At 50.0% G+C, this 23152-nt stretch carries 18 protein-coding genes, 3 tRNA genes and 1 pseudogene; 18 read left to right on the top strand and 4 right to left on the bottom strand.

Annotated elements, in window-relative coordinates; all coding sequences use genetic code 11:
* Positions 1-8: 8 nt before the first annotated feature.
* Positions 9-1436: a sigma-54 dependent transcriptional regulator gene (locus WC980_07630; protein ID MFA5794915.1), complete on the bottom strand. Its 1428-nt coding sequence runs from the start codon at positions 1434-1436 to the stop codon at positions 9-11.
* 115 nt (positions 1437-1551) lie between these two features.
* On the opposite strand from WC980_07630, the gene WC980_07625 reads away from it, so the two are divergent.
* Positions 1552-2157 carry a hypothetical protein gene (locus WC980_07625; protein ID MFA5794914.1) on the top strand — a complete coding sequence of 202 codons (606 nt, stop codon included), beginning with the start codon at positions 1552-1554 and terminating at the stop codon, positions 2155-2157.
* Between the two features lie 21 nt (positions 2158-2178).
* Here WC980_07625 and ispG read toward each other — a convergent pair.
* Positions 2179-3258: pseudogene (gene ispG / locus WC980_07620) on the bottom strand (flavodoxin-dependent (E)-4-hydroxy-3-methylbut-2-enyl-diphosphate synthase).
* Between the two features lie 169 nt (positions 3259-3427).
* Between ispG and WC980_07615 the strand changes: the two are divergent.
* The 8 genes from WC980_07615 (at position 3428) to WC980_07580 (ending at position 14594) form a co-directional block, all read left to right on the top strand.
* The gene (locus WC980_07615; protein ID MFA5794913.1) at positions 3428-7360 is read left to right on the top strand and encodes a fibronectin type III domain-containing protein; all 3933 of its coding nucleotides are present in this window, start codon (positions 3428-3430) and stop codon (positions 7358-7360) included.
* Positions 7361-7387: 27 nt separating this feature from the next.
* Complete coding sequence (locus tag WC980_07610) at positions 7388-8326, top strand: hypothetical protein (GenBank protein ID MFA5794912.1); 939 nt, start codon at positions 7388-7390, stop codon at positions 8324-8326.
* Between the two features lie 106 nt (positions 8327-8432).
* The gene (locus tag WC980_07605) at positions 8433-9371 is read left to right on the top strand and encodes a DUF362 domain-containing protein (GenBank protein ID MFA5794911.1); all 939 of its coding nucleotides are present in this window, start codon (positions 8433-8435) and stop codon (positions 9369-9371) included.
* Between the two features lie 8 nt (positions 9372-9379).
* Entirely contained in the window at positions 9380-10891 is a 1512-nt protein-coding gene (locus WC980_07600; protein ID MFA5794910.1) for a 4Fe-4S binding protein, read from the top strand.
* Positions 10892-10903: 12 nt separating this feature from the next.
* Positions 10904-11509, top strand: coding sequence for a hypothetical protein (locus tag WC980_07595; protein ID MFA5794909.1), 606 nt, complete (start codon positions 10904-10906; stop codon positions 11507-11509).
* Complete coding sequence (locus WC980_07590; GenBank protein MFA5794908.1) at positions 11506-12627, top strand: hypothetical protein; 1122 nt, start codon at positions 11506-11508, stop codon at positions 12625-12627. Before WC980_07595 ends, WC980_07590 begins: the two co-directional genes overlap by 4 nt.
* A gap of 40 nt (positions 12628-12667) precedes the next feature.
* Positions 12668-13906: an ABC transporter permease gene (locus WC980_07585; protein MFA5794907.1), complete on the top strand. Its 1239-nt coding sequence runs from the start codon at positions 12668-12670 to the stop codon at positions 13904-13906.
* Positions 13899-14594, top strand: a complete 696-nt coding sequence (locus tag WC980_07580; protein ID MFA5794906.1) for an ABC transporter ATP-binding protein — start codon at positions 13899-13901, stop codon at positions 14592-14594. Before WC980_07585 ends, WC980_07580 begins: the two co-directional genes overlap by 8 nt.
* A 54-nt stretch (positions 14595-14648) precedes the next feature.
* Here the strand turns inward: WC980_07580 and speY are convergent, their stop codons facing one another.
* Both speY and WC980_07570 read right to left on the bottom strand, forming a co-directional pair.
* Positions 14649-15833, bottom strand: coding sequence for a deoxyhypusine synthase (gene speY / locus WC980_07575; protein MFA5794905.1), 1185 nt, complete (start codon positions 15831-15833; stop codon positions 14649-14651).
* 63 nt (positions 15834-15896) lie between these two features.
* Complete coding sequence (locus WC980_07570; protein MFA5794904.1) at positions 15897-17030, bottom strand: type III PLP-dependent enzyme; 1134 nt, start codon at positions 17028-17030, stop codon at positions 15897-15899.
* Positions 17031-17354: 324 nt separating this feature from the next.
* Between WC980_07570 and WC980_07565 the strand changes: the two genes are divergently transcribed.
* From WC980_07565 to WC980_07525, 9 genes are all read left to right on the top strand, one after another.
* The gene (locus WC980_07565) at positions 17355-17711 is read left to right on the top strand and encodes a hypothetical protein (protein ID MFA5794903.1); all 357 of its coding nucleotides are present in this window, start codon (positions 17355-17357) and stop codon (positions 17709-17711) included.
* Positions 17712-17728: 17 nt separating this feature from the next.
* Positions 17729-18136, top strand: a complete 408-nt coding sequence (locus tag WC980_07560) for a hypothetical protein (GenBank protein ID MFA5794902.1) — start codon at positions 17729-17731, stop codon at positions 18134-18136.
* 996 nt (positions 18137-19132) lie between these two features.
* A complete protein-coding gene (gene sucC, locus WC980_07555) occupies positions 19133-20287 on the top strand; it encodes an ADP-forming succinate--CoA ligase subunit beta (GenBank protein ID MFA5794901.1) in 1155 nt (384 codons plus the stop codon).
* Positions 20288-20290: 3 nt separating this feature from the next.
* Entirely contained in the window at positions 20291-21169 is an 879-nt protein-coding gene (sucD, locus tag WC980_07550) for a succinate--CoA ligase subunit alpha (protein ID MFA5794900.1), read from the top strand.
* 4 nt (positions 21170-21173) lie between these two features.
* Complete coding sequence (gene nadC / locus WC980_07545; protein MFA5794899.1) at positions 21174-22019, top strand: carboxylating nicotinate-nucleotide diphosphorylase; 846 nt, start codon at positions 21174-21176, stop codon at positions 22017-22019.
* A 4-nt stretch (positions 22020-22023) separates the two neighbouring features.
* Positions 22024-22806 (top strand): biotin--[acetyl-CoA-carboxylase] ligase, encoded by a 783-nt coding sequence (locus WC980_07540; protein ID MFA5794898.1) that lies wholly within the window; start codon positions 22024-22026, stop codon positions 22804-22806.
* Between the two features lie 38 nt (positions 22807-22844).
* Positions 22845-22922: transfer RNA gene (locus WC980_07535), tRNA-Val, on the top strand.
* Between the two features lie 6 nt (positions 22923-22928).
* Positions 22929-23001 (top strand) — tRNA-Ala (locus WC980_07530).
* A gap of 71 nt (positions 23002-23072) precedes the next feature.
* Positions 23073-23150 (top strand) — tRNA-Val (locus WC980_07525).
* Positions 23151-23152: the final 2 nt, after the last annotated feature.

Below are 23152 nucleotides of genomic sequence, written 5' to 3'. Positions count from 1 at the left end.
CGGTGAATCTATGGGGTGATGTTGTACTTCTTGGCTTTATACCTTAGAGTCCGGTATGTGGTGCCTAGGAGTTTGGCCGCTTCGGTCAGGTTGCCGTTGGTCAGTTTGAGGGCTTTTTCGATATAGGCTTTTTCTATCTCGGTCATTTTTTCTTCCATATTGATGTTTACCCCGCCGCCGTCCGCGCCCATCAGCACCGGTTCGCCCATTTCCTTATTAAGGCCCAGCGGCTGGAGTTTCAGGTTCAAATCATCCGGCTTGATAAGCGCGCCTTGGCTCAGGGCTACGGCCCGCTGGACGGAGTTTTCCAACTCGCGGATGTTGCCCGGCCAGTGGTAGAGCATCAATGTTTCCAGCGCTTCGGTATCGAATCCCTTTATATCCTTTTTCATCATCCGGGCATACTTACCCAGGAAGTGGCCGGCCAGGAGCGGGATGTCGCTGGACCGTTCCCTTAAGGGCGGCAGGTGGATGTTTATGACGTTGAGCCGGTAAAACAGGTCTTCCCGGAACAACCCTTTTTTGACCTGGTCTTCGAGGTTGACATTTGTGGCGGTGATGAAGCGGACGTCGGACTTCTTGGTCTCGACGCTGCCGACCGGCTTGAATTCACGGGCTTCGATGACCCGGAGCAGTTTGACCTGCAGGGCGGGCGAGAGTTCGCTGACCTCGTCCAGGAAGAAGGTGCCTTTGTCGGCCACCTCGAGCAGTCCTTTCTTATCGCTTATGGCGTGGGTGAACGAACCCTTGATGTGTCCGAATAGTTCGCTTTCCAGCAGGGTCTCGGTGAATGCGCCGCAGTTGACGGTCAGGAACAGTTCTGACATCCGGGCTGACTGGTAATGAAGCGCCCGGGCGACCAGCTCCTTGCCGGTGCCGCTTTCGCCCTGGATTATGACGGTGCTGTCGGTCTGGGCCACCCGGCGTATCAGGTCGTAAATTTTCTTCATCTCCGGCGAGGTGCCTACGATAATCTTGAACGGGTTGACCCCGACTTCTTCGTCCTTATAAGCGGTTTTGGCCATGGTCATCAGGCGTTTCATGTGCACGGCCCGTTGAATGGTCGGCTTCAGGTCCAGCTCGTTATCAAACGGCTTCTGGATATAGTCATACGCACCCAGCCGCATTGCTTCTACGGCTACCTGATAGCTGGAAAAGGCGGTGATTATCAGGACGATGACCTCGGGGTTTATTTCCTGGAATTTGCCGAGCAGCGTCAGGCCGCTTATCTCCGGCATTTTGATGTCCTGGATAATCAGGTCGTAGGGCCGGTCGGGATATGATTCTTTGAAAAGCTTGAGCCCTTCGTAGCCGTCGGTAGTGGTGGTTACCTCGTAGCCCTCGTTCCTGAGGACCACTTCCAGCACCGTGCAGATGCTTTCCTCATCATCGACGACCAGGATGCGGCCTTTGGTTTCTTCAGCTTGGTTGGTCATAGAAGATAAGATAGTCAAATCAGCAGGGCTGTCAACTAATTTAGATGGAGCGATGGCGTTCGGCCAAATTAAAATATAGTTGACATAATGTGATGGGTGATATATATTAAAATGTATGCTCAATGCTCTGATATTATTTTTGACATGCCTTATGGTCAGTTCGGTTGGGTTTGCCTGGGGCATCTATGAAAGCCAGAAGACCTATAACCTGCCCAAAGACGAGATAATCGCCGGAACCAAGGAAATCCTGCGCAATATGGGTCGGCCCAAGCCAAAGCTGGCAAGTGATATTGCCAAAGCAGATGATGCTGACAAAGGCGCTAAGGCCGAAGAGAAGAAAGAGCCGGTCAAGGTGGATGATACGCCTTCACGTCATACCTTGCCCAAAGAGAAATTGAGAATTCAGATACCGGACAAACCCAAGGAACCCGAGAAACCGCCCGAACCGGACGCGGCTACGCTCCGGAAACAGCGGTTAAGCGCGCTTATAAGCGAAGGCGATAAGATTTATAACGAGGCTATGACGCATCTGCAGAATACCTTCAAGCGGGATAATAACTTTGACAAGGAGAACGACCTGGCCGCCAAGCAGTTTAGCCAGGCGGTTCAGAAATATACCGAGGCTCAGGATTTGGACCCGACCAGCAAGACACTTCAGACTAAGATACGCGAAGCCAACCAGTGCATCAAGACATGCCGGATTCAGGGCAGGCGGAAATAAAACTATACTTTGGCATCCGAACTAGAATCTGTTTAGTTCATCCACCAGTGAAGTGATGATTTTACCGGGGGTTATCTGCCTTATTTTCTGTCCGTGTTTGAATAAGAAGGCAAATCCGCGTCCGCCGGCCACGCCGATGTCGGCTTCCTTGGCCTCGCCCGGCCCGTTGACGACACAGCCCATTATCGCGACCTTGACCGGTCGGCGGAGTTTGCTTGTCAGTCCGGTCTTGGAGTTTACCAGCTTTTTGAATTGGGTCACGTATTTAACCACGTTTATTTCGCACCGGCCGCAGGTGGGGCAGGAGATTATTTCCAGCTTTGGTTTCCGCAGCCCGGCGGCTTCGAGTATTTGGTATGCGGTCCGGACCTCGTCGTGAGGCGAGCCGGTAATGGAAACTCTGATGGTGTCGCCGATGCCGTCCAGCAGCAGGGACCCGATGCCGATGGCCGATTTGACGATGGAGTCTTCCAACGGCCCGGCCGCGGTCACGCCCAAATGCAGTGGATAATCGCACAGCTTGGCAATCTTACGGTAGGCCTTGACGGTTGAGGGCACATCCGACGCTTTGAGCGAGACCATTATATCACGGAATTTGAGCGACTCTAGATATTGGGAATAGGCCAGTGCGGCTTGGACCATTTCTTCCCAAACCTCTAGTTTCTTGCGGCTGGCGGTTGACCTTTTGGCCCATCCGGCCACCGAGCCGGAATTAACCCCGACTCTGATGGGGATATGTTTGGCTTTGGCCTGCTTGACTATTTCTTTTATGGCTTCCTTGTCGGTGACATTGCCGGGGTTAAGCCGGATGGAATCAGCGCCGCTCTTGATGGATTCCAGGGCCAGTTTGGGGTTGAAATGTATATCCGCTTCGATGGGGATGTGTATCTGCTTCTTGATAGGCGCGATGGCCTGTGCCGAGCTCAAGCGTGGAATGGCAAAGCGGACAATTTGGCAGCCCAGGGCTTCCAGTTCGTGTATCTGGCGGACGGTTGCTCTGATGTCCTCGGTCGGAGTTTTGGTCATGGTCTGTACCGAGACCGGAGTTCCGCCGCCCACCGGGACCTTGCCTATCCAGAGCTTTCGTGTTTTCATAACTTCATTATGTGACCACCGGCGCGCTTGTCAAGATTATTTTATTCAATATCGGATATGGCGCTGCCGATAAGATTTTATTGACAAATTTGGAAAGCTTTGTTCTCTTGTTCCTAAAATTATATAATATTAAATAAGTGTAAAATCTGCAGCAAACACAAGAAAGGGCAAAAATATGAAAACTAAGATGTATGGAGTGTTATTCATTTTTCTGGTTGGTACTATTGTAATGCTGTCATATGGAGGAGAGGGCGGCTGTAATTACTTCCCGAAAAGCGGTCGAAGCGGTTCCAGTTCCGGTTTTTATCCGCATTCTCCTTTCAAATCAGGCATTCCGCCGCTGGCGCCGTCCGTGCCGGCTTCCGTGGCCGTGTCTGCGGTGCAGATAAACGTTTCCTGGACTGATAACGCTGATAACGAAGACGGTTTTAAGGTAGAGCGCAAGACCGGAGCCGGCGGGACTTATGCCCAGGTGGCGGTGATTTGGGCCAATGTGACCTCTTATTCTGATGCCAGCCTGACGCCTTCGACCAATTATTACTATCAAATTCGTGCTTACAACGCCGCCGGCGACAGCGCGTATACCACCGAGACCAACGCCACGACCATTGCACAGACCCTTCCCGGCGCGCCGACAGAACTGTTGGCGGTGGCTAATAGCTATTCGACCATAAACCTGAGCTGGACCGATAATTCGAATAATGAGGACCTTTTCAAGGTTGAGCGCAAGACCGGTATGTTCGGCACCTGGGCGCAGGTTACGACTGTTTTGCCCAATGTCAGGAATTATATAAACTCCGGGCTTTTGGATAACACCACCTATTATTTCCGCGTGCGCGCTTATAACTCGGCTGGGGACAGCGGCTATTCGGCTGAATCATCGGCCACCACTCTTTCTTTGACCATGCCCAATCCGCCGACTAGTCTGGTGGCTGGTTCGGCTTCTTCGGCGCGGATAAACCTGACCTGGACCGATCATGCCAATAATGAGGACGGTTACAAGGTCGAGCGCAAGATTGGCGCCGGCTCTTACGCGCTGGTTGCGGTATTGCCGGTTAATGCCACATCTTTCGTCGATTCCGGTTTGACCTCATCCACCACTTATTACTATCGGGTGCGTAATTATAACTCATCCGGCGAGAGCGATTACTCCAATGAGGCCTATGCGACTACTCCGGCTCCGAGCCTTCCGGATGCGCCGACTAGCCTGGTTGGCATAGTCGTTTCTTCCAGCCAGGTCAATGTTACCTGGGTGGATAATGCCGACAATGAAGAAGGCTATAAGATTGAGCGCAAAATCGGCGCCGGTTCTTATGACCAGCTGGCTACAGTCGGGCCGGATGTGCGGTCATATTCGGACAGCCGGGCGTCAGCTTCGACCAATTACTCCTATCGCGTGCGCGGTTACAACACGGCCGGTGACAGTTCTTATTCCAACGAGATAAGCCTGACTACCCCGGCGCCGACTCTGCCCGGTGCGCCGACCAGTCTTATTTCCACCGCGGTGACATCGTCAAGGGTAAACCTGAACTGGACCGACCATGCCAATAATGAAGACGGTTTTAAGATAGACCGCAAAGTGGTCAGCGGCAGTTACACCCAGATAGCTACGGTCGGTTCCAGCGCTACTTCTTACATTGATACGGACGTGTTGGCGTCGACGACTTATTATTACCGGGTCCGTTCTTACAACTCTGCCGGAGACAGTGATTATTCCAACGAGGCCAATACGACCACGCCGACGCCGACAATTCCCAATGCGCCGACCAGCTTGGCTTCGACTACGATTGCTTCCTTCCGGATTGATTTGAGCTGGGTTGAGAATTCCCTTAATGAGGATGGCTATAAAATAGAGCGCAAGACCGGTGTAGCTGGGTCATACCAGCAAATCGGCGTAGCCACTACGGCCACGTACATTGATGCCGAGCTTTTCGGAAACACAACTTATTACTACCGAATTCGCGCTTATAACACGGCCGGTGACAGCGCCTATTCCAACGAAACCTACGCGACTACTCCGGCTGCAACGGTGCCAAACGCGCCGACCAGCCTGGTGGCTACGATAATTACCTCGTTTCGGATTGACCTGACCTGGACCGATAACGCCAATAATGAATCCGGATTTAAGATTGAGCGTTCACCGGATGGTACTACTTATACATTAATGGCTAATGTCAACACTAATGTCAGGTCCTATTCCGACACCAGCCTGAATTATTCAACGGCGTATTATTATCGCGTTCTGGCATATAATGAAGCCGGAGACAGCGCCTATTCAAATGTGGTCAACGGCACGACCCCGGCGCCGACTATTCCCAATGCGCCGACCGGTATGGTCGCGACCGCCGAGACTTCGTCTTCGGTCCGCCTGATCTGGGAAGATAATTCCACCAATGAAAGCGGATTCAAGATTGAACGGAAAAGCGGCGTGGAGAACTATAAGTTAGTCGGGGTTCCCGGGCCGAGCATCACTTTGTATACGGATACGGTTTCGCCGTCAACCACTTATACTTACCGGATTAAGTCGTATAACGAAACGGGCGATAGCGCTTATTCCAACGAGCCGACTGTGACCACGCCGGCTTTGACGACGCCCACGGCGCCGGCATCGCTTTTGGTTATGACCGTATCGGCTTCTCAGATCAATGTGAGATGGACTGATAACTCCGATAATGAATCAGGTTTTAAGATAGAGCGCAAAACCTGGGGCAACGGTGTATGGGGGCAGATTTCTTCGGTCGGGCCGAACGTTAACTCTTTCGCTGATACTGGGCTTTCGGATTCTATCGCTTATTTCTACAGGGTGCGTTCGTATAACGCCGCCGGTAACAGTAACTATACCAATGAAGCATGTGCAACAACCACTGTTAATCCCTATGCTAAAACATGGGGTGGTGCCGGAACCGATACGGCATATGGTTCGACTACTGACGCCAATGGTAATGTTTATCTGACCGGTGTGACCGACAGCTTCGGGGCAGGCGGCCAGGATGTGTTCCTGACCAAATATAATTCCAGCGGCGTGATACAGTGGCAGAGGTCATGGGGCGGGGTAGTAACGGATACGGCTTATGCCTTAGTGGTTGATGCACCATCCGGCAATATCTACGTGGCCGGACAGACCAACAACTTTGGATCCGGTAACAGCGACGCGGTTTTATTGAAATATAATTCCAATGGCGTGCTGCAGTGGCAGAAGACCTGGGGCGGCGCCAGTAACGATACGGCCTATGCCATCGGGGTTGATGCTTCCGGTTATATTTATATGGCCGGAAATACAGCCAGCTATGGGGCCGGCAATGGGGACGCTTTCCTGGTTAAATTCGATTCTACCGGCAGTCTTCAGTGGCAGAAGACCTGGGGCGGCGCGGCTGGCAGTGAAACAACTTACGGGCTGACCCTTAATTCAACGGGCGATATTTATTTGACCGGCTCGACAGCCAGTTATGGCGCAGGTGGCAAGGATGCTTTCCTATTAAAGTTCAACAACAGCGGTTCACTCCAGGGGCAGAAGATGTGGGGCGGTGCTTCTGACGATACGGCTTATTCCATCGCGCTTGATTCTAGCACGCAGGATATTTACCTGTCCGGTGAAACAGCCAGCACCGGCACGGGCAGTACCGATATGTTCCTGGTTAAGCTGGGTTCGGATGGTGTGGTTTCCTGGCAGCGTGCCTGGGGCGGTGTGTCGGCTGATTTAGGTTATGCCGTTTCGGTTGAGCCTAATTCTCAGAATGTGTATGTGGCCGGACTAAGCAACAGCTATGGCGCCGGTAACGGAGACGCGTTGTTTATTAAGTTTACGCCCAGCGGCGTGATTGAATGGCAGAAGGCCTGGGGTGGCGCTTCAGATTTGGAAGAGATACGCGGATTGTATATCAGTCTGTCGAACTACTACCTGGCTGGCCGAAGCCTTTCGCCTTCGTCCTCCTGGCAGAATGTGACAGGCACTACTATAACCACTTATCTGAATACCGCGATACCTGCCGGCACAGTTACTACGCCGGCCGGAGGAGAAACCAATCCGAGCGGCACGGAAACATCGCCTGCGGCCAGTGAATCCGGGGCCGGCGGGTTTGATGCGCTCATAATCAGGACTGCCGACTGATAAAAACGAAAGCGCGGTTTGACAGGAATGACTAAAATAGCTTACTTCTGCAAGTTAGGATGCCTGTTAATCGTTGGGGTGTTTGTTAATCAGTCCGCCTGGGGTGAAAGCTTTATTTATATTGGGCGTTCACCTTTGAAATGGGACGTTAGCGTTGACCTTTCTTACTGGCAAACCGAAGGTGACTTCAAGATGTCCGGCCAATTTCCGTCACCGAGTAATAGCTGGGAAATTGTTCACCCGCTGGATTCATCACTGTTGATATCCAGATTCCGCCTGAGGATGGGTGATTATCCGTCTCCTTACTTCGTGGGATTATCGATTGGGCAGGGGATGATAGATACGGGCAATACGCGTGATACCGACTGGAACTCCAGCAAACAGATGACCGACCTGGTCTATTCCACCAGCCAGGGCCGCACGGCCTTTTCGGGGTATTCTCTTAATTACCAGTTTGTTAATATGGATGACGGTACGCTTGATGCAGTCATCAAGTTTACTGACCACAAGATTGTGGCAGAATATAGCGATGCGTCCGTAGTTATGTCAAGCGGTTTGCCCGATAACCGCACTTTCCCGGGCAAGTGGTTGTCATACGAGATGGACTACAGCGGAATAGAATTTGGTTTGGAAGGGACTTTTATGCCCGCTTTTAATATTGGGATTGAAGGTTCTTTTGGTTATGCCCCTTTTGTGACCGGTGAGTATTCCGGCCAGCGCTGGCCCTTCAGCAGTCCGCCTGTGCCGGCATTGAAGGAAAGCATTATATCCAGAGGTTATTCCTTTAACTATGAATTATCGTTACAGTTTAAGCCGGTCAGTTATTTTGGTGTTCAGGGCGGTTTCCGTTATCTTAAATACCATACCGTGGGCGAGGACCAGGAAGGCACCTCCTGGGCTGGCTCTAGGGAACATCTTGACGCCGATTTTAAAGGCATGACGCTTAATGCCGTGATGTCATTTTGACCTGCAACCGTCAATCCGCATAACATCTTATTTTATCGTAATATCTACTTGACTTCCAAATAAGTCATGATATTATTTTCGTGATATTTAATAAAGGAGACTGCTTATGAATAAATCAAACCGCAGAGAATTCCTTAAACAGGCCGCGTTGGGCGGCATAGCATTGGTGGGGACTAAATTCATGCCCAGGGCATTCGGCGAAGACGAAAAACCCAAATATGTGACCACCATTGCAGTGGTTGATGGCGATGACCCGGCTAAGATGACGCTGGCTGCGTTGGAACTTTTAGGCGGCATAAAGAAGTTTGTCAAGAAAGACCAGATCGTGGCGGTAAAACCAAATATCGCCTGGGAGCGTCCGCCCGAATTCGCGGCTGATACTAACCCTGAAGTGGTGGCAGCTATTGTCAAGGAATGTCTCAAGGCTGGAGCCAAGAAAGTTAAGGTTTTTGATCGTCCCTGTATGGACGCGCGCAAGTGTTATGAAATCAGCGGTATTAAAGCCGCGGCTGAGAAGGCCGGCGCTGAGGTTATCCTTATCGAGAACCGTGATGCATTTTACCAGGAAGTTGAATTCCCCAAGGCTAAGGAACTCAAGAAATGGCCGGTGGTTAAGGAAATTCTTGGATGTGACTGTTTCATTAATGTTCCGGTGGTCAAGGATCACGGCAGTACGCGGTTATCGTTGGGGCTTAAGAACCTGATGGGCCTGATGGGCGGTAACCGCGGGAAAATCCACCAGAATATACACCAAAAAATAGCAGATTTCGCTACGGTTATCAAACCGCAGCTTACTATTGCCGACGCCTACCGGGTGATGGTCCGCCGAGGGCCTAATGCCGGAACCGAAAAGGATATTGTCATGGTTAAAAAGATAATCGCCGGCACCGACCCGGTGGCCGTGGATAGCTACTGCTGCACGCTGGATCCGTTCAAGCTCAAGGGCGATAATATTGATTACATTAAGTTTGCCAATGAGTTGGGCCTGGGCGAGATTGATCTGAAAAAGGTCGAGATACTGACCAAGAAGATAGAGAAAGAATAACCCGCGATATGATTAATCTTCGGCGTATCAGTCAGATATTGTTTTTATTGTTGTTTGTCATCTTGCTTCTGCTGACCACAGCCAGGGCGTTGGGAGCCTACTACAGCGAACCTAATTTTCTGTTGAATATTATTCCGGCCAACCTGTTCTTTATCGCAGACCCATTAGTGGCTTTGTCGGTGATGTTGGTGTCCAGGGCGTTTATCATGCCGTTTCTTGCCGCGGTGATAGTTGCCATTGCCACGATATTGCTGGGCCGGGTATTTTGCGGCTGGGTCTGTCCGCTGGGCACGGTGATGGACTTGTTCAGCCGCGTTAAGCCGAAGCATTCCAACCAGGTTCTCCGCGATGGCGGCAAGATGCTCAAGAAAGTCAAATACCTTGTTTTGATGTTTATCCTGGCCGCGGCTATTGTCGGAGCTAATATAGTTGGCTGGTTTGACCCGATAACTATTGCTTTCAGGGCATTTGCGCTGGTTTTTTATCCTATTTTTGATTATCTGGCTAAGGGAATATTGGATGGTGTAGGAGCGACCGGAGCAGTCGGTACGCTGGGTAATTTTGGATTAGTTGACCCTAACTCGATAACTTTTTATGGGTCTGCTGTTTTTCTGGGTGTATTTGCTCTGATTATATTCGCCGTATTTTACCAGAGCCGTTTCTGGTGTCGTTATATTTGTCCGTTAGGCGCTTTGTTGGGTATTCTTTCCAAGTGTCGGGTGCTTAAGCTCAATATCGGTCCAGGATGCAACCAGTGCGGCAGGTGCAACATTGTTTGCAAGACCGGTTGCTTGAGCAAAGAACTGGTTCTGGAAAGCGAAGAGTGCATCCAGTGTTACACCTGCGTCAGCAAGTGCCAGCATCATTCGTTGGCCATAAACTTCGGTAGTAATACGTTGCCTAAAGATAATATCTTGCCGTCGCGCCGGGGATTTATTTTAACCGCCGGATTAGGAATACTTTCCGTGCCGATACTCAGGCATAGTATTATGAGCAAGCGTAACTATAATACAATGCCCCGGCTCAGGCCACCCGGCGCAACCAGTCCGGAAGAGGAATTTCTTAATAAGTGTATTCGTTGCGGTGAATGCATGAAGGTCTGCCCGACTAACGGACTGCAGCCGCTCCTGGTTGAATCGGGACTCTATTCTATGTGGACGCCTACGCTGGTCCCGCGCATAGGGCAGTGTTCTTACTACTGTAACGCCTGCGGACAGGTCTGTCCGACCGGAGCCATTAAGGCTTTGCAGTTGGAGGATAAACAGGAGTCCCGGATCGGGCTGGCATATTTCGATACCAACCGCTGTATTCCTTACGTGCACAAACAGACTTGCATGACCTGTGAAGAGTTCTGCCCGGTACCGGATAAGGCTATCGCCTACAATGAAAGAAACGGTATCAAGTATCCATATATCGTTAAAGATAGATGTATCGGATGCGGGATGTGCGAAAAGGTCTGTCCGGTTGCCGGAATGGCTGCTATCAGGGTATTTCCGTTCAAGAGTAACGGTAATTCGTAACCCGCTCACATAATGAAAAACGTATTCTACGGCTCCATATCTTGGTTACTCCTGACCGTTATCGTGCTGGTGCTGTTCATCACTCAAACCAGGCCGTTCCATACGCTTTTACCCACGGAGATGATTATTGTGGTTGAGGTGTTCCAGCTTTTCTTCATCAGTATTATACTGCCGATGTTCATTAAGCCGTCGTATGAGAAATTACTTGGTTTCTACAAGGAATTGTTCAGCCAGGTTGTAATAATGTTGATTACTTTCTTTCCGCTTACGTTAATGGCGCAGTATTTTTCTCTGGCCGGAGCGGCTTCGGTTATCAGGTTTTACCTGGTGATTCTGCTGATAGGCGGCATCGCTGGATTATGCGCATTGCGGAACGTATTGCGCTGGTATTATTTCGTCTGGACGCTGATTATTGCGGCCTTCCCGATGTTCCATTACTTCATACTGGAAATGGCTAATAAAGATGTTAGGTTTTTATTGCAGATCAACCCGTTCTGGCTGATAGGGCGGATAGCCGAGCCGGAAATATTTATTTCCAATTGGTTCTTGCAAGTGCTTATTATGGTAGTTGCTTTTATAGCTTTAAACTTTCTCAGGAATAAGAAAACTCAGGTATGAAGTTGCTAATTAAATTATTGCTGGTCTTCTGTTTTTTGTCGCTGGTCTCTCCGGTATTGGGCGCCGAGATAGAATCGGTCAAGATTGGCTGGGACGGTAATTACCGCATCGGTTACTGGTGCCCGGTCAAGGTGAGCCTCATCACCGATAAGCAATACGACGGCGAACTGGTATTCAGGGTGGACAACGTCACCTATATACATCCGCTAACCATTCCGGTATCATCTACCAGGGTGATAGATTTTGATGTCGTTATTAATTCTCAATACCCGGAGATGGATATACATCTGACAGGCGAAAATAAGCTTTCTTTGACGTACCAGCAGCCTAAATTTATTCCTGATGGAAAAGTATCTATTGGTGTGGAGGAAAGTTTATGGGAGCAAGCTTGGAAAAGTAATCATTTAGTGCAACCAGGGTTATTGTTCTATCCATTTAAAATATCTGAACTGCCTGAAAATCCGTTTTCATATGAAGCCATGGATCAGCTGGTATTTTCCAGGAATATAAAGGAACAGCAGGTATGGGCCAAATTACAGCGGCTGGAAGAGGGTGGCTATATAAATATTCTATTTGCTGAGGATGAACTTATGTATGATTCGTTTACCGAAACAGGCCGAGATTATTATCCTATGGAAAGTGTATTCCCAGCGGCCTATCAGAATTTTGATATATCGCCATGGGCTATTGATATCAAAAAGATATTGCTCGGATTTCTTGAAGTTTACTCATTAATATTGATGGTGATTGCTTTGCTGGTTATCTGGATAAGAATAAAAAAGAAGTCTGCTATGATTTTTATCTGCAGTTTAGTTTTATGCCTGGTCGTTGTTCTGATATTATTGTATTCCGTTTATTTGCCGTCCGATGGCGTGTTAAAACTAAATGTGATCGGCGAAGAAACTATTAAAAAGTATGATACTGAGTATAAATTGATAATGATCAATAATCAGTTTAGTCCTGAAGGTTCAGTAGTTAAATTTAGTTCGCCGTATTATAAACCGATATATAGGGGACAGGCGGATAAAACGCCTTTAACAATACGGTTTATTAATGGTGGTTCAATCAAGGTGGAAATGCCTTTAGGTGCACGAATGGTGTTTCAAACCGCACAATAACTAGTAGGGTGGAATCTTGATTGACTGATAGATTGAATATATGTATAAACTTTTTCTAGCCTGGCGTTATTTGACCAGCAGAAAGATAATGTATTTCTGTATCGCCGGTATTGCGGTGGGGGTAATGGCGCTGATAATCGTCACCTCGGTTATGGGCGGGTTCGTGCGCGAGGTGCGCGAACGCATCCGCGGCACGGCTTCGCATATCTCGGTTACCAATCCGTCAGGATATTTTATCCGTGATTACCGCAAGCTGATGGATGATATCAAGTCGGTTCAGGGCGTAGCCGCCTGCGCGCCGCGATTGGAATGGGGCGCGCTACTGGGTAACAGCCCCCAACAGATGCGTTTTGTTCAGCTTACCGGCATCGAATCGGCTCTGGAGACCAATGTCAGCGAATTTTCCAAATACCTGATTGGCAAGACTCCGGCCGATTTCGGCAACGTTCAGGATGGGGCCATCGTGGGTAGCCAGATATTCGGTATCCCGCCGTTTCACAAGACTGATACGCCGCCTATGAGCGGCACGGGCATCTCGCTTACTTCAGCCCGGTTCAGCCCTTTGGGGATACCTTTGCCGATACGCCGTGATTTTACCGTGGTGGGCGCGTTCAATATCGGCATGCTGGAATACGACACCAATATCTATATTCCGCTGTCATCGGCCCAGGACTTCCTGGGCGCGTCCAATGCGGTTACCCGCATCGCCGTAAAACTTGATGACTACGGCAAAGCGCCGCAGGTCATTAAAGAGCTTGGCTCCAGACTGCCGCCGTACCTGCTCATCCAGACCTGGGAGGATGAAAAGCGGATACTGCTCCGGGCCGTGGGCATAGAAAAGAATCTAAATGCCATCATACTTTTCTTTATCGTTATCGTCGCGGCATTCAATATCCTTTCGATGCTGACCATGCGGGTGGTGGAGAAGACGCACGATATAGGCATAATAAAGTCTATGGGCGCAACCACCGGCGGTATTGCCCAGCTATTCCTGTACCAAGGTATATTGATTGCTTTGGTCGGTTGCATCATCGGCGTGACCTGCGGTTATTTTATTGCTTCTAACCTAAATCCGATTGCCGATTTACTGCACACCCTGTCTGGATTCGAGGTATTTCCCAAGGACGTTTATATGCTGGATGAGATACCGTCCGAGATAAGTTTTCTGACGATAGTCGTTATAACTTTAGCAACCATCGCGGTGAGCGTGATATTCAGCATCTATCCGTCGGTCAAGGCCTCGCGTCTGCAACCGACTGAGGCTCTAAAATATGAGTAACGATATTATTTTACGTGCCCAGGACGTCCATCGCTTCTTCCCGGCCGGGGAAGGGCAGCTGGAGATTCTTAAGGGCATTTCGCTTGATATAAAGAAAGGCGAGGTCATCTCCATCGTCGGTCCATCCGGCGCCGGTAAAAGTACGCTTTTGCATATAATGGGTTTGTTAGACCGGCCGACCGCCGGGCAGGTCTATTTTAACGGGCAGGATATCTACGCCCAGTCATCCGGCGCCCAGGCCCGGATAAGGAACGCCTCGTTCGCATTTGTCTTTCAATTCTATCACCTGATATCCGAGCTCGACGTCCTGGAAAATACCATACTGCCTTTTTATATATCGCATTCGATTATGGGCTTTATGGCCAATAATTCCGGGCTCAAGGAGCGGGGCAGGGAGATACTTGACAAGTTGGGCCTGAGCCAGAGGATTCATCATCGTCCGGGCCAGCTTTCCGGAGGCGAACAGCAGCGCGTGGCTATCGCCCGTGCGTTGGTAAGCAACCCTGAGATAATTTTCTGCGACGAGCCGACCGGCAATCTGGACAGCGCCACCAGCGCCGAGGTTCAGGACCTGATACTGGAGCTTAACCGCAAAGAAGGCAAGACATTCATCATTGTCACCCACGAAGAAAAGATAGCCCAGAAGGCACACCGAATCATCAGGATGGTGGACGGCAGGATTATATAAGCCCTGAAACCACAAAACCCACAAAGATTATTTCACTTTGTTTTTTACGGTGAATCACCTCTTCGGCGGTCGGACCTGCGGGTTATGGGCGAAGTATTCGCGCACCAGCTTTTCCACGTATTCGCCGCGTTTGAAATATAACTTTTTGAGCGGCCGTTTCTTGTGGTTGGCCAGGGCGTAATGGGTTATCACCGGCAGGGCGACCGTGGCATCCAAATAGCAGACGATGGCGTCGGGCAGTCTGTTCGGGTCGATCTTGCCCCAGCTGACCGCCTCGTGCGGCGTGGCGCCGGAAAGTCCGCCCGTATCCGGACGGGCATCGGTTATCTGGAAGAAGTAGTCGTGGCCGACCTCTTTGATGCGCAGGATTTCCTGTATCTGCGGCTCGGTTTGCAAGAGGAAGTTCTTGGGACTGCCGCCGCCCACCAGGAACGCGGCTGACTTGCCGCCGCTCCGCTTGGCCTGCAGAACTATAGCGGTGGTTTCGTTGACGTCTATGGTGGGGTTAATCTTTATCCGGTATCCGGCGATGTCCAGCCCGGCGATGTTCATTCCGATGGTCGAGTCGCCCGGCGAGCTGGTGAACACCGGCACGCCGGCCCGGTAAGCCGCGGCCAACACCGAAACGTCGTGGAGTTTGTTCTTCCGTTCCCACTCGGCCAGGTAGCGCCCGAGGTTGTAATAGAACTCGGCCGTGCCCATTTCTTTCTGGAATTCCGGCTGTTTCAGGATTGCCTGCAGGTTCTTGTCGGTTTCCATCAGACAGTCGGTATAACCCAGGAAGACATCGTATATCCGGACCACATCGTTGCGCCTGAGGTCTGCGTCATCCACCAGGTGAGAGCCTACATGCAGGGGTAGGTTCATAGCAAAGTGGATATCGTGATACATATTGGCTCCGGTGGCGATTATCCAGTCCACGAATCCGGCCTTGATTAAAGGAACCACGGCTGAAGCGCCTATTCCGGCCGGCGTCAGGGCTCCGGCCAGGCTCATGCCCACCGTCACGTCATTGGCCAGCATACGCTCGCTAAAAAGGATACAGCCTTCCTTTAGCCGGGCCGCGTTATATGCCAGGAACGAATTATTGATTAATTCTGTCGTGGATTCCTTACCGGTGATGCCCTTAGGCATGATGCGTTTGCCAGACAGGTATTTGCCTTTATGCGGGCATTTCTTGCTCGTTAACCAATCAGGCATATCTGATAAGTCTTTTTTCATCCGATGGTCTCTTTTCATGATACACTCCTTTATTCACCACAAAGACACAGAGGGCACAAAGGCCTGTGTTTTATTAGCGGCTCAAATAGTTACCGCGCCGGCACGGGGGATATTATTGAAATCCGTGGCCGTGGCCGTGCTGTAAGCTCCGATATTATCTATGTAAACGAGGTCGCCGATTTCCAGTTCCGGCAGTTCCTCGGTATTGGAAATGACGTCAAATCCGTCGCAGGTCGGGCCGGCCAGAGTAGAAATCTGGGTTGGGCCTTTCTTCATTACCTGATACTGGTATTTGCAATGGTCAAAGACGATGCCGGACAACGCGCCGTAAACGCCGTCATCCAGATAATACCAATGCTTGTTGCCCCGGATGGATTTGCCGATGACGGTCATCACCAGCGTGCAGGCCGGTCCGCACAGCACCCGGCCCGGTTCGGAGATGATGCGGATGTTACTCTCGAACAGGCGGTTTATTTCGCTGTTGATGGTCTTGGCCGTATTGATGAAATAATCCGATTCATTGTCAAAATGCATAATCGGGAATCCGCCGCCGATGTCCAGCACCTCCAGCGACAACTGCTTGAGCTTGGCGTCGCGCATGATGATGGATGCCAGCTCCAGCGCCTCGATGTAGTTTTCCACGTTGGTGCATTGCGAGCCGACGTGGAACGATAAGCCCATCGGCTTGAGTCCCAGTTTATGCGCCTTGGCCAGGAGCGGTATGGCGTCGGGCGGTTCCAGCCCGAACTTGACGGACAGCTCCACGATGGAGCCGACATTGGGCACCTTGATGCGGGCCAGCACCTCGGCCCCCGGCGCCGTCTCGGCCATTTTGTTCAGTTCGTATTCCGAATCAAAGGTCATCATCCGGATGCCTTTGGACATGGCGAATTTGATGACCTCCGGCTTCTTGACCGTATTGGCAAAGAGCATCCGGTTAGGCTTGACGCCCAGTTTTAGTAGGGCTTCCATCTCGCCGCGCGAGGCGACGTCGAAGTTCGAGCCCATCCGGGCAAAGACCTTGAGTATTTCTATGTGCGGGTTGGACTTGACCGCGTAGAACGGCTCTACCCGGGGGAGCATTTGCCGGAAACGCTGGAGGTTCTCGGCCAGCTTAGACCGGTTGATGATGAACAGCGGCGAGCCGTGCTTGGCAACCAGCCGTTTGATGTTATTTTGCCACTTGGCCTTGTGCCCGTCAGATGACTTTTTCACTTCAAAAGTTCTCCTTAGTTTACCACGAAAACATACTTGGGCTGTTAGACTTTAGTCGTTATTAGCCCAGTATACCTGGCAGTAATTCGTTACACTCAAACTGCCAGAGTACTAAACACTAAAATTTCTTACTTTCGAGCCTTCGTGGTTAATATTAATGGTGCACAATGTAACAAATAAAATATCCGATGCAATATTTTTAGTATAAACTGTGGACGGAAAGAAGAGTTTTAGTAATGTGTGGTTAAGCATATGGTTGACATAAGGTGTTCCCTAAATTGTTCAATAAGGCATATTGCTGAATTATAGAAAGGAGAATGATTAATGAAACATCTTTCGTCAGAGCAGATTAAAAATATGAGCTTAAAGGAAGCTTGGGATATTGCTGGAGAGTTTGGAGAATATCTATCTAATAGAAAACCAGTATATATGGAGTACGAAAGTGTCTTGCCTTATCCTAAAGATATTATCAGTTTAGCGTTAGTAAAAATATTAAAATATGAGGATTTTTCTAATATGTCTGCCGTATCGAAACATGCAGTTACAGCTGGAGAAATAAAGGAGAATATTGCGGCTAATATTTCGCTTTTAGATCTTTTTATTCCTGATGAAAAACAGTACAAAGAAATGGTAGAAGAAATGAAAATAATGAATGAACGAGTTAGCAAACTTATTGAGTAATAGAGAGTGTGTTGATTATGAGTCTTAAAGATAGTGATTTTCTTGAGTGGTATAATAATGAGATTTTTAGGTATCGGGATATGGAATGGCGACTTGCATCCTATTCAATGGTGATATCGTCAGGGATTCTCCTGTTTGCCAAAAGTGCCGAAACCAGCAAGTTTATTGAACCAGTATTTTTAGCATGTGCGATGGGATTCTTTATACTCGTATTATTTATAGCTGAAATTTATGCGCATAAAAGATTAAACGAATTCCGTATGCTTCGTGACCTTTTATTAGAAGAAAAGACTCATCAAAAGATTGATACCCCTATCGTTAAACTAATATTAAATAGCTGGGATGCACTTTATTTCGCTGGATTTACTGTATTGCCACTATTATTTGGTTTAGGGGCAATATTAATACTTTATTTTGGTAATTAGGGGGCAGCATAACGAATAGATAACCAAGGCGTTCCCGTAATTCCCCACAAATCTTGAGACATATCTACCACTCCCGCTGGAATAAGCGGGATAAGACCCAGTAATTCGCTACGCTCAAACTGGCTCTAAAAAGAGTTCTGCCTGCCGGCAGGCAGGGGCAACAGACGGGATGTAGAGGGCGACAGACGGCTTGTACTCAAGAACGACCGGCTTGTACTGAGGTACTAACGGTTTGTACTGAGGAACGAACGGTCTGTACCAAGGAACGAATGGTTTGTACTGAGGTACGAACGGCTTGTACTGAGGTGCGAACGGTTTGTACTGAGGAACGAACGGTCTGTACCAAGGAACGACTGAGTTGTTCCAAGGAACGACCGGCTTGTTCCCTGTAAAAATCCTGCAGGATTTCACCCCAATTCTGCGTTATATTCGTTTTTAGTCCGTTTAGGGGGGTGGGTACCTTACCCCCTAAGGGAGAGTATGGGCATCTCCCTGTGGGGATATGGTTATCTCACTGCGGGGGTATGGTTATCCTACTGCGGGGGTATGGTTATCCTACGGCAAGGGTATGGTTATCCTACGGCGAGGGTATGGTTATCCTACTGCGGGGGTATGGTTATCCTACGGCGAGGGTATGGTTATCCTACGGCGAGGGTATGGTTATCCTACGGCAAGGGTATGGTTATCCTACTGCGAGGATATGGTTATCTATAGGGGGGAAACCATAGTACATACTACGAGGGTTAGGGTATCCCCCTATTTGTACAGTTAATATGTATAGCTCCTGACCGCCTAATCCATGAACTTCGTCAGGATAATGTGGCAGATAACGCCCCGAACCGCCTGCGGCGGCATCGGGACTAACTGCCACTAATCAGAAAATCCTTGACCTTGGGAAAATAGTTTGATAAATAATCTACCACGAAGTCACGAAATTGTAAAGACACGAAAAGTTTTAATAGTTATTTCGGACTTTCGCGTTTTCGTGGTAGTATTATGAATTTACACGAATATCAGGCCAAGGCATTGCTCAATAAATACGGTATCCCCACGCCTAAGGGGGAGATGACCGATTCCCCGGCTAAAGCGGGCGAAATATTCTCTCGTCTTGGCGCGCCAATAGCCGCAGTCAAGTCGCAAATCCATTCAGGCGGCCGCGGCAAGGCCGGCGGTATCAAGGTGGTCAAGTCCGCCGCTGAATCCGAAGCCGCTGTCCGCGAGCTCATCGGCAAGACGCTGGTCACTGCCCAGACCGGTCCGGCCGGACGAACAGTGCGCAAGGTTTTAATAGAGGAATCCATTCCGGTTGCCCGCGAATTATATCTGGGCATCGTCATAGACCGCAAGACCTCGGCGCCGGTGATGATGGCCTCGGCCGAGGGTGGCATGGAAATAGAAGAACTGGCCCGCAAGTCGCCTGAGAAGATTATCAAGATGCCGTTCCACCCGCATCTGGGCTTGGCCGGGTTCCAGGCGCGCGAGCTGGTCTTTGCGCTGGGCCTGGGCAGCGCCGCCTACGCCGACATATTCATTAAGTTAAGCAAATTATTCATAGAAAACGACTGCTCGCTGGCCGAGATTAATCCGCTGGTGATTACAAATGAGAAGAAAGTAATGGCGCTTGACGCCAAAATTAACTTGGACGACCGGGCGCTGTTCCGGCACAAGGACCTAGCTGAATGCCGGGACATCAACGAGGAGCACCCGATTGAATACGAGGCCTCGAAGTATGACCTGAGCTATATCGGGCTGGACGGCAATATCGGCTGTATGGTCAACGGCGCCGGGCTGGCTATGGCTACGATGGACCTGATAAAACTGCACGGCGGCGAACCGGCTAACTTCCTGGACGTGGGTGGCGGAGCTTCGGCTGAGCAGGTCACCCAGGCTTTTAAACTTCTTATTGCCAACAAGAACGTTAAGGCCATCCTGGTCAATATCTTCGGCGGGATAATGAAGTGCGACATCATCGCCCAGGGTATCGTCACGGCGGTGAAGGAAGTGGGTCTTGGTTTTCCGCTGGTGGTCCGGCTGGAAGGCACCAACGTAGACATCGGCAAGAAGATATTAAAAGCATCCGGTCTGAATATCGTCTCGGCTGATAGTATGGACGAAGCGGCTAAGAAAGTCGTTGAGAGTCTTAAGCTATAAAATATGAGCATCTTAGTTAATAAAAATACCAAGGTCGTTGTTCAGGGCATAACCGGCTCGGCCGGCAGTTTCCACACCAAGCAGATGCTGGAATACGGCACTAAAATCGTGGCTGGAGTGACCCCGGGCAAGGGTAACACCAAGTTCGATGACCGGGTTCCTATTTATGATACCCTGCGCCAGGCGGTCAGCGCTACCGGAGCAGATACCAGCGTGGTTTTTGTGCCGCCGGCTTTTGCGGCTGATGCCTTGCTGGAGGCGGCTGACTGCGGGCTTAAATTGGTTGTTTGCATCACCGAGGGTATCCCGACCCTGGATATGGTTAAGGTGTATAAGGTCTACCGCGATAAGGGCGTACGTATGGTCGGACCGAACTGCCCGGGCGTGATTACACCGGAAGAGAGCAAGCTCGGTATTATGCCCGGCTATATCCACAAGAAGGGCAATATCGGGATCGTTTCGCGCAGTGGCACTCTTACTTATGAAGCGGTCTGGCAGACCACAAAGGTCGGGCTGGGCCAGTCCACCTGCTTGGGCATCGGCGGAGACCCGATTATCGGAACCTCGTTCGTGGACGCGTTGGAGTTGTTCCAGCGGGATAATGAAACCAAAGCCATAATTATGATAGGCGAAATTGGCGGCACTATGGAAGAAGAGGCGGCCGAATACATCAAGAAGAATGTCACCAAACCGGTAGTTAGTTTCATCGCCGGCCGGACCGCGCCCAAAGGAAAACGGATGGGCCACGCCGGCGCGATTATTTCCGGCGGCAAGGGCACAGCCCAGGAAAAGACGGCCAAACTCATCGAATGCGGCGTGACCGTGGTGGACAGCCCGGCGGTTGTCGGAACAGCTATATATAATATTTTAAATAAGAAGTAATCCTATGGATTCTTTTAAATCTTTAGATCAGATAATCAAGCTTGCTTTGGAAGAGGATTGCGCTAGAAATGATATTACCTCTAAGGCGCTTATCGGACAGGGACGTAAGGCTCGCGGATATATTATCGCCAAGGAGCCGGGGATTATCGGCGGTTTGTTTTTGGTGCCGAGAATATATAAATTCATAAGCAAAAACGTTCATATCGCCATCAAGGCCAAGGAAGGCGAGTCGGTCAAAGAAGGACGGGTCCTGGCAACCATGAGCGGCGATGCCAGGGCGATACTGGCCGGCGAACGAACTGTGATAAATTTTCTTCAGCGCGTCTGCGGCATAGCCACTTATACAAATAAATTTATCCAGCAAATCAGGGGATTTAGGACAAAGCTGCTTGATACTCGTAAGACCGTGCCTGGTTGGCGTTCCCTGGATAAATACGCGGTCAAGCTGGGCGGCGGGACGAACCACCGGATGAATATGGCCGAGTCATTCCTGATTAAGGATAATCACAAGAAACTGATTTCGCTGGAGAACATTACCAAGATGATGACAGGGTTAAAGAAATACAAAAAGGTGATAGAGGTTGAGGTCGAGACGATTGACGAATTGGTTCAGGTGCTTAGGGTCAGACCGACGGTGATTATGCTGGACAATATGGATTTAAAGACGATAACCCAGGCGGTCAAGATAGTCGAGGGTATGCCGGCCGGCCAGCGTCCGTTGCTGGAGGTCTCGGGCGGGGTGAACCTGCGTAACGTGCGTAATATCGCCAAGACAGACGTGGATTTCATATCAGTCGGAGCGATTACTCATTCGGCTCCGGCGCTGGACATTTCTCTGGAGATTGAATAACTTTATGGACGAGCCGAATTTTCCTAATCTTAATACCAAGACCATCGGCAAGCGGATTGTTTACTACAAAAAGGTAACCTCAACCAACGACTTAGCCTGGATGGAGATTGCGAATGGCACCGAAGACGGCGTGGTGGTATTGGCCGGCGAACAGATGAGGGGCAGGGGCAGATTCGGGCGGAATTGGGTTTCGCCCACCCAAAAGGGTATCTGGCTGTCGGTAGTTTTGAAGCCCCAGTTGCCGGTGGACAAGATGTTTTCGCTGATGGCCATCGGCGCGTTGGCCGTGGCTGACGTCCTTAAGGCCCATAAGTTTGAGGCGATGATACGCTGGCCTAATGATGTTGTTATCAAAGGCAAGAAGATAGCCGGAATCATTATTGAAACAAAATTCGTATCCAAGGCGCCTGAAGCGGCGGTGCTGGGCATCGGGATGAATGTTAATGTTGGGCAGAAAGAACTGCCTGATGATATTAAGGATATTGCGACTTCCGCTCTGATAGAAAATGGTTATGAGATAGCCATCCAGCCACTGACCGAGGAATTGATTATCCGGTTGGATTACTGGTATCAGGCGCTCCGGGATAAGAAGGATGATTTAATCAACGATGCCTGGCGGAATTATTCGGCGGTTCTGAATAAGATGGTTTCATTACGCTCCAAGGATTGCGCCTATCAGGGCAAGGCGGTTGACTTGGATCCTTGCAAGGGTATTGCCGTGGAACAGTCGGACGGCACAATCAAGTGGTGGCAGGGTGATGAAGTGGAATTATTAAGGCCGATTTAATTGACTAGTTCTTGGATTTTCATATATTTAGCAGGCGCGCGCGGTTAGCTCAGTCCGGTTAGAGCACTTGCTCGACACGCAAGGGGTCACAGGTTCGAATCCTGTACCGCGCACCATTAAACGGGCCAGTAGCTCAGCTGGGAGAGCATCTCGTTCGCAATGAGAAGGTTGTGGGTTCGAATCCCATCTGGTCCACAAGATATCAATGATGATTGCGGCTTGTGGAGTTATTACGTGTTCCGAACTCTGCATTTCGCATTTGTGACGCGCGATTAGCTCAGCCCGGTTAGAGCACTTGGATCACACCCAAGGGGTCACAGGTTCGAATCCTGTATCGCGCACCAGA

Source organism: Candidatus Brocadiia bacterium, assembly GCA_041658285.1.
GTDB lineage: Bacteria > Planctomycetota > MHYJ01 > JACQXL01 > JACQXL01 > JBBAAP01.
Note: the sequence above shows the minus strand (reverse complement) of the source record. Positions and strands in the feature narration are given on the sequence as shown.

Excerpts from the sequence above, each read along its gene's own strand:
- WC980_07630 (MFA5794915.1), bottom strand. The coding sequence starts at position 1,436 with ATGACCAACCAAGCTGAAGAAACCAAAGGCCGCATCCTGGTCGTCGAT.
- WC980_07625 (MFA5794914.1), top strand. The coding sequence starts at position 1,552 with ATGCTCAATGCTCTGATATTATTTTTGACATGCCTTATGGTCAGTTCG.
- WC980_07615 (MFA5794913.1), top strand. The coding sequence starts at position 3,428 with ATGAAAACTAAGATGTATGGAGTGTTATTCATTTTTCTGGTTGGTACT.
- WC980_07610 (MFA5794912.1), top strand. The coding sequence starts at position 7,388 with ATGACTAAAATAGCTTACTTCTGCAAGTTAGGATGCCTGTTAATCGTT.
- WC980_07605 (MFA5794911.1), top strand. The coding sequence starts at position 8,433 with ATGAATAAATCAAACCGCAGAGAATTCCTTAAACAGGCCGCGTTGGGC.
- WC980_07600 (MFA5794910.1), top strand. The coding sequence starts at position 9,380 with ATGATTAATCTTCGGCGTATCAGTCAGATATTGTTTTTATTGTTGTTT.
- WC980_07595 (MFA5794909.1), top strand. The coding sequence starts at position 10,904 with ATGAAAAACGTATTCTACGGCTCCATATCTTGGTTACTCCTGACCGTT.
- WC980_07590 (MFA5794908.1), top strand. The coding sequence starts at position 11,506 with ATGAAGTTGCTAATTAAATTATTGCTGGTCTTCTGTTTTTTGTCGCTG.
- WC980_07585 (MFA5794907.1), top strand. The coding sequence starts at position 12,668 with ATGTATAAACTTTTTCTAGCCTGGCGTTATTTGACCAGCAGAAAGATA.
- WC980_07580 (MFA5794906.1), top strand. The coding sequence starts at position 13,899 with ATGAGTAACGATATTATTTTACGTGCCCAGGACGTCCATCGCTTCTTC.
- speY (MFA5794905.1), bottom strand. The coding sequence starts at position 15,833 with ATGAAAAGAGACCATCGGATGAAAAAAGACTTATCAGATATGCCTGAT.
- WC980_07565 (MFA5794903.1), top strand. The coding sequence starts at position 17,355 with ATGAAACATCTTTCGTCAGAGCAGATTAAAAATATGAGCTTAAAGGAA.
- WC980_07560 (MFA5794902.1), top strand. The coding sequence starts at position 17,729 with ATGAGTCTTAAAGATAGTGATTTTCTTGAGTGGTATAATAATGAGATT.
- sucC (MFA5794901.1), top strand. The coding sequence starts at position 19,133 with ATGAATTTACACGAATATCAGGCCAAGGCATTGCTCAATAAATACGGT.
- sucD (MFA5794900.1), top strand. The coding sequence starts at position 20,291 with ATGAGCATCTTAGTTAATAAAAATACCAAGGTCGTTGTTCAGGGCATA.
- nadC (MFA5794899.1), top strand. The coding sequence starts at position 21,174 with ATGGATTCTTTTAAATCTTTAGATCAGATAATCAAGCTTGCTTTGGAA.
- WC980_07540 (MFA5794898.1), top strand. The coding sequence starts at position 22,024 with ATGGACGAGCCGAATTTTCCTAATCTTAATACCAAGACCATCGGCAAG.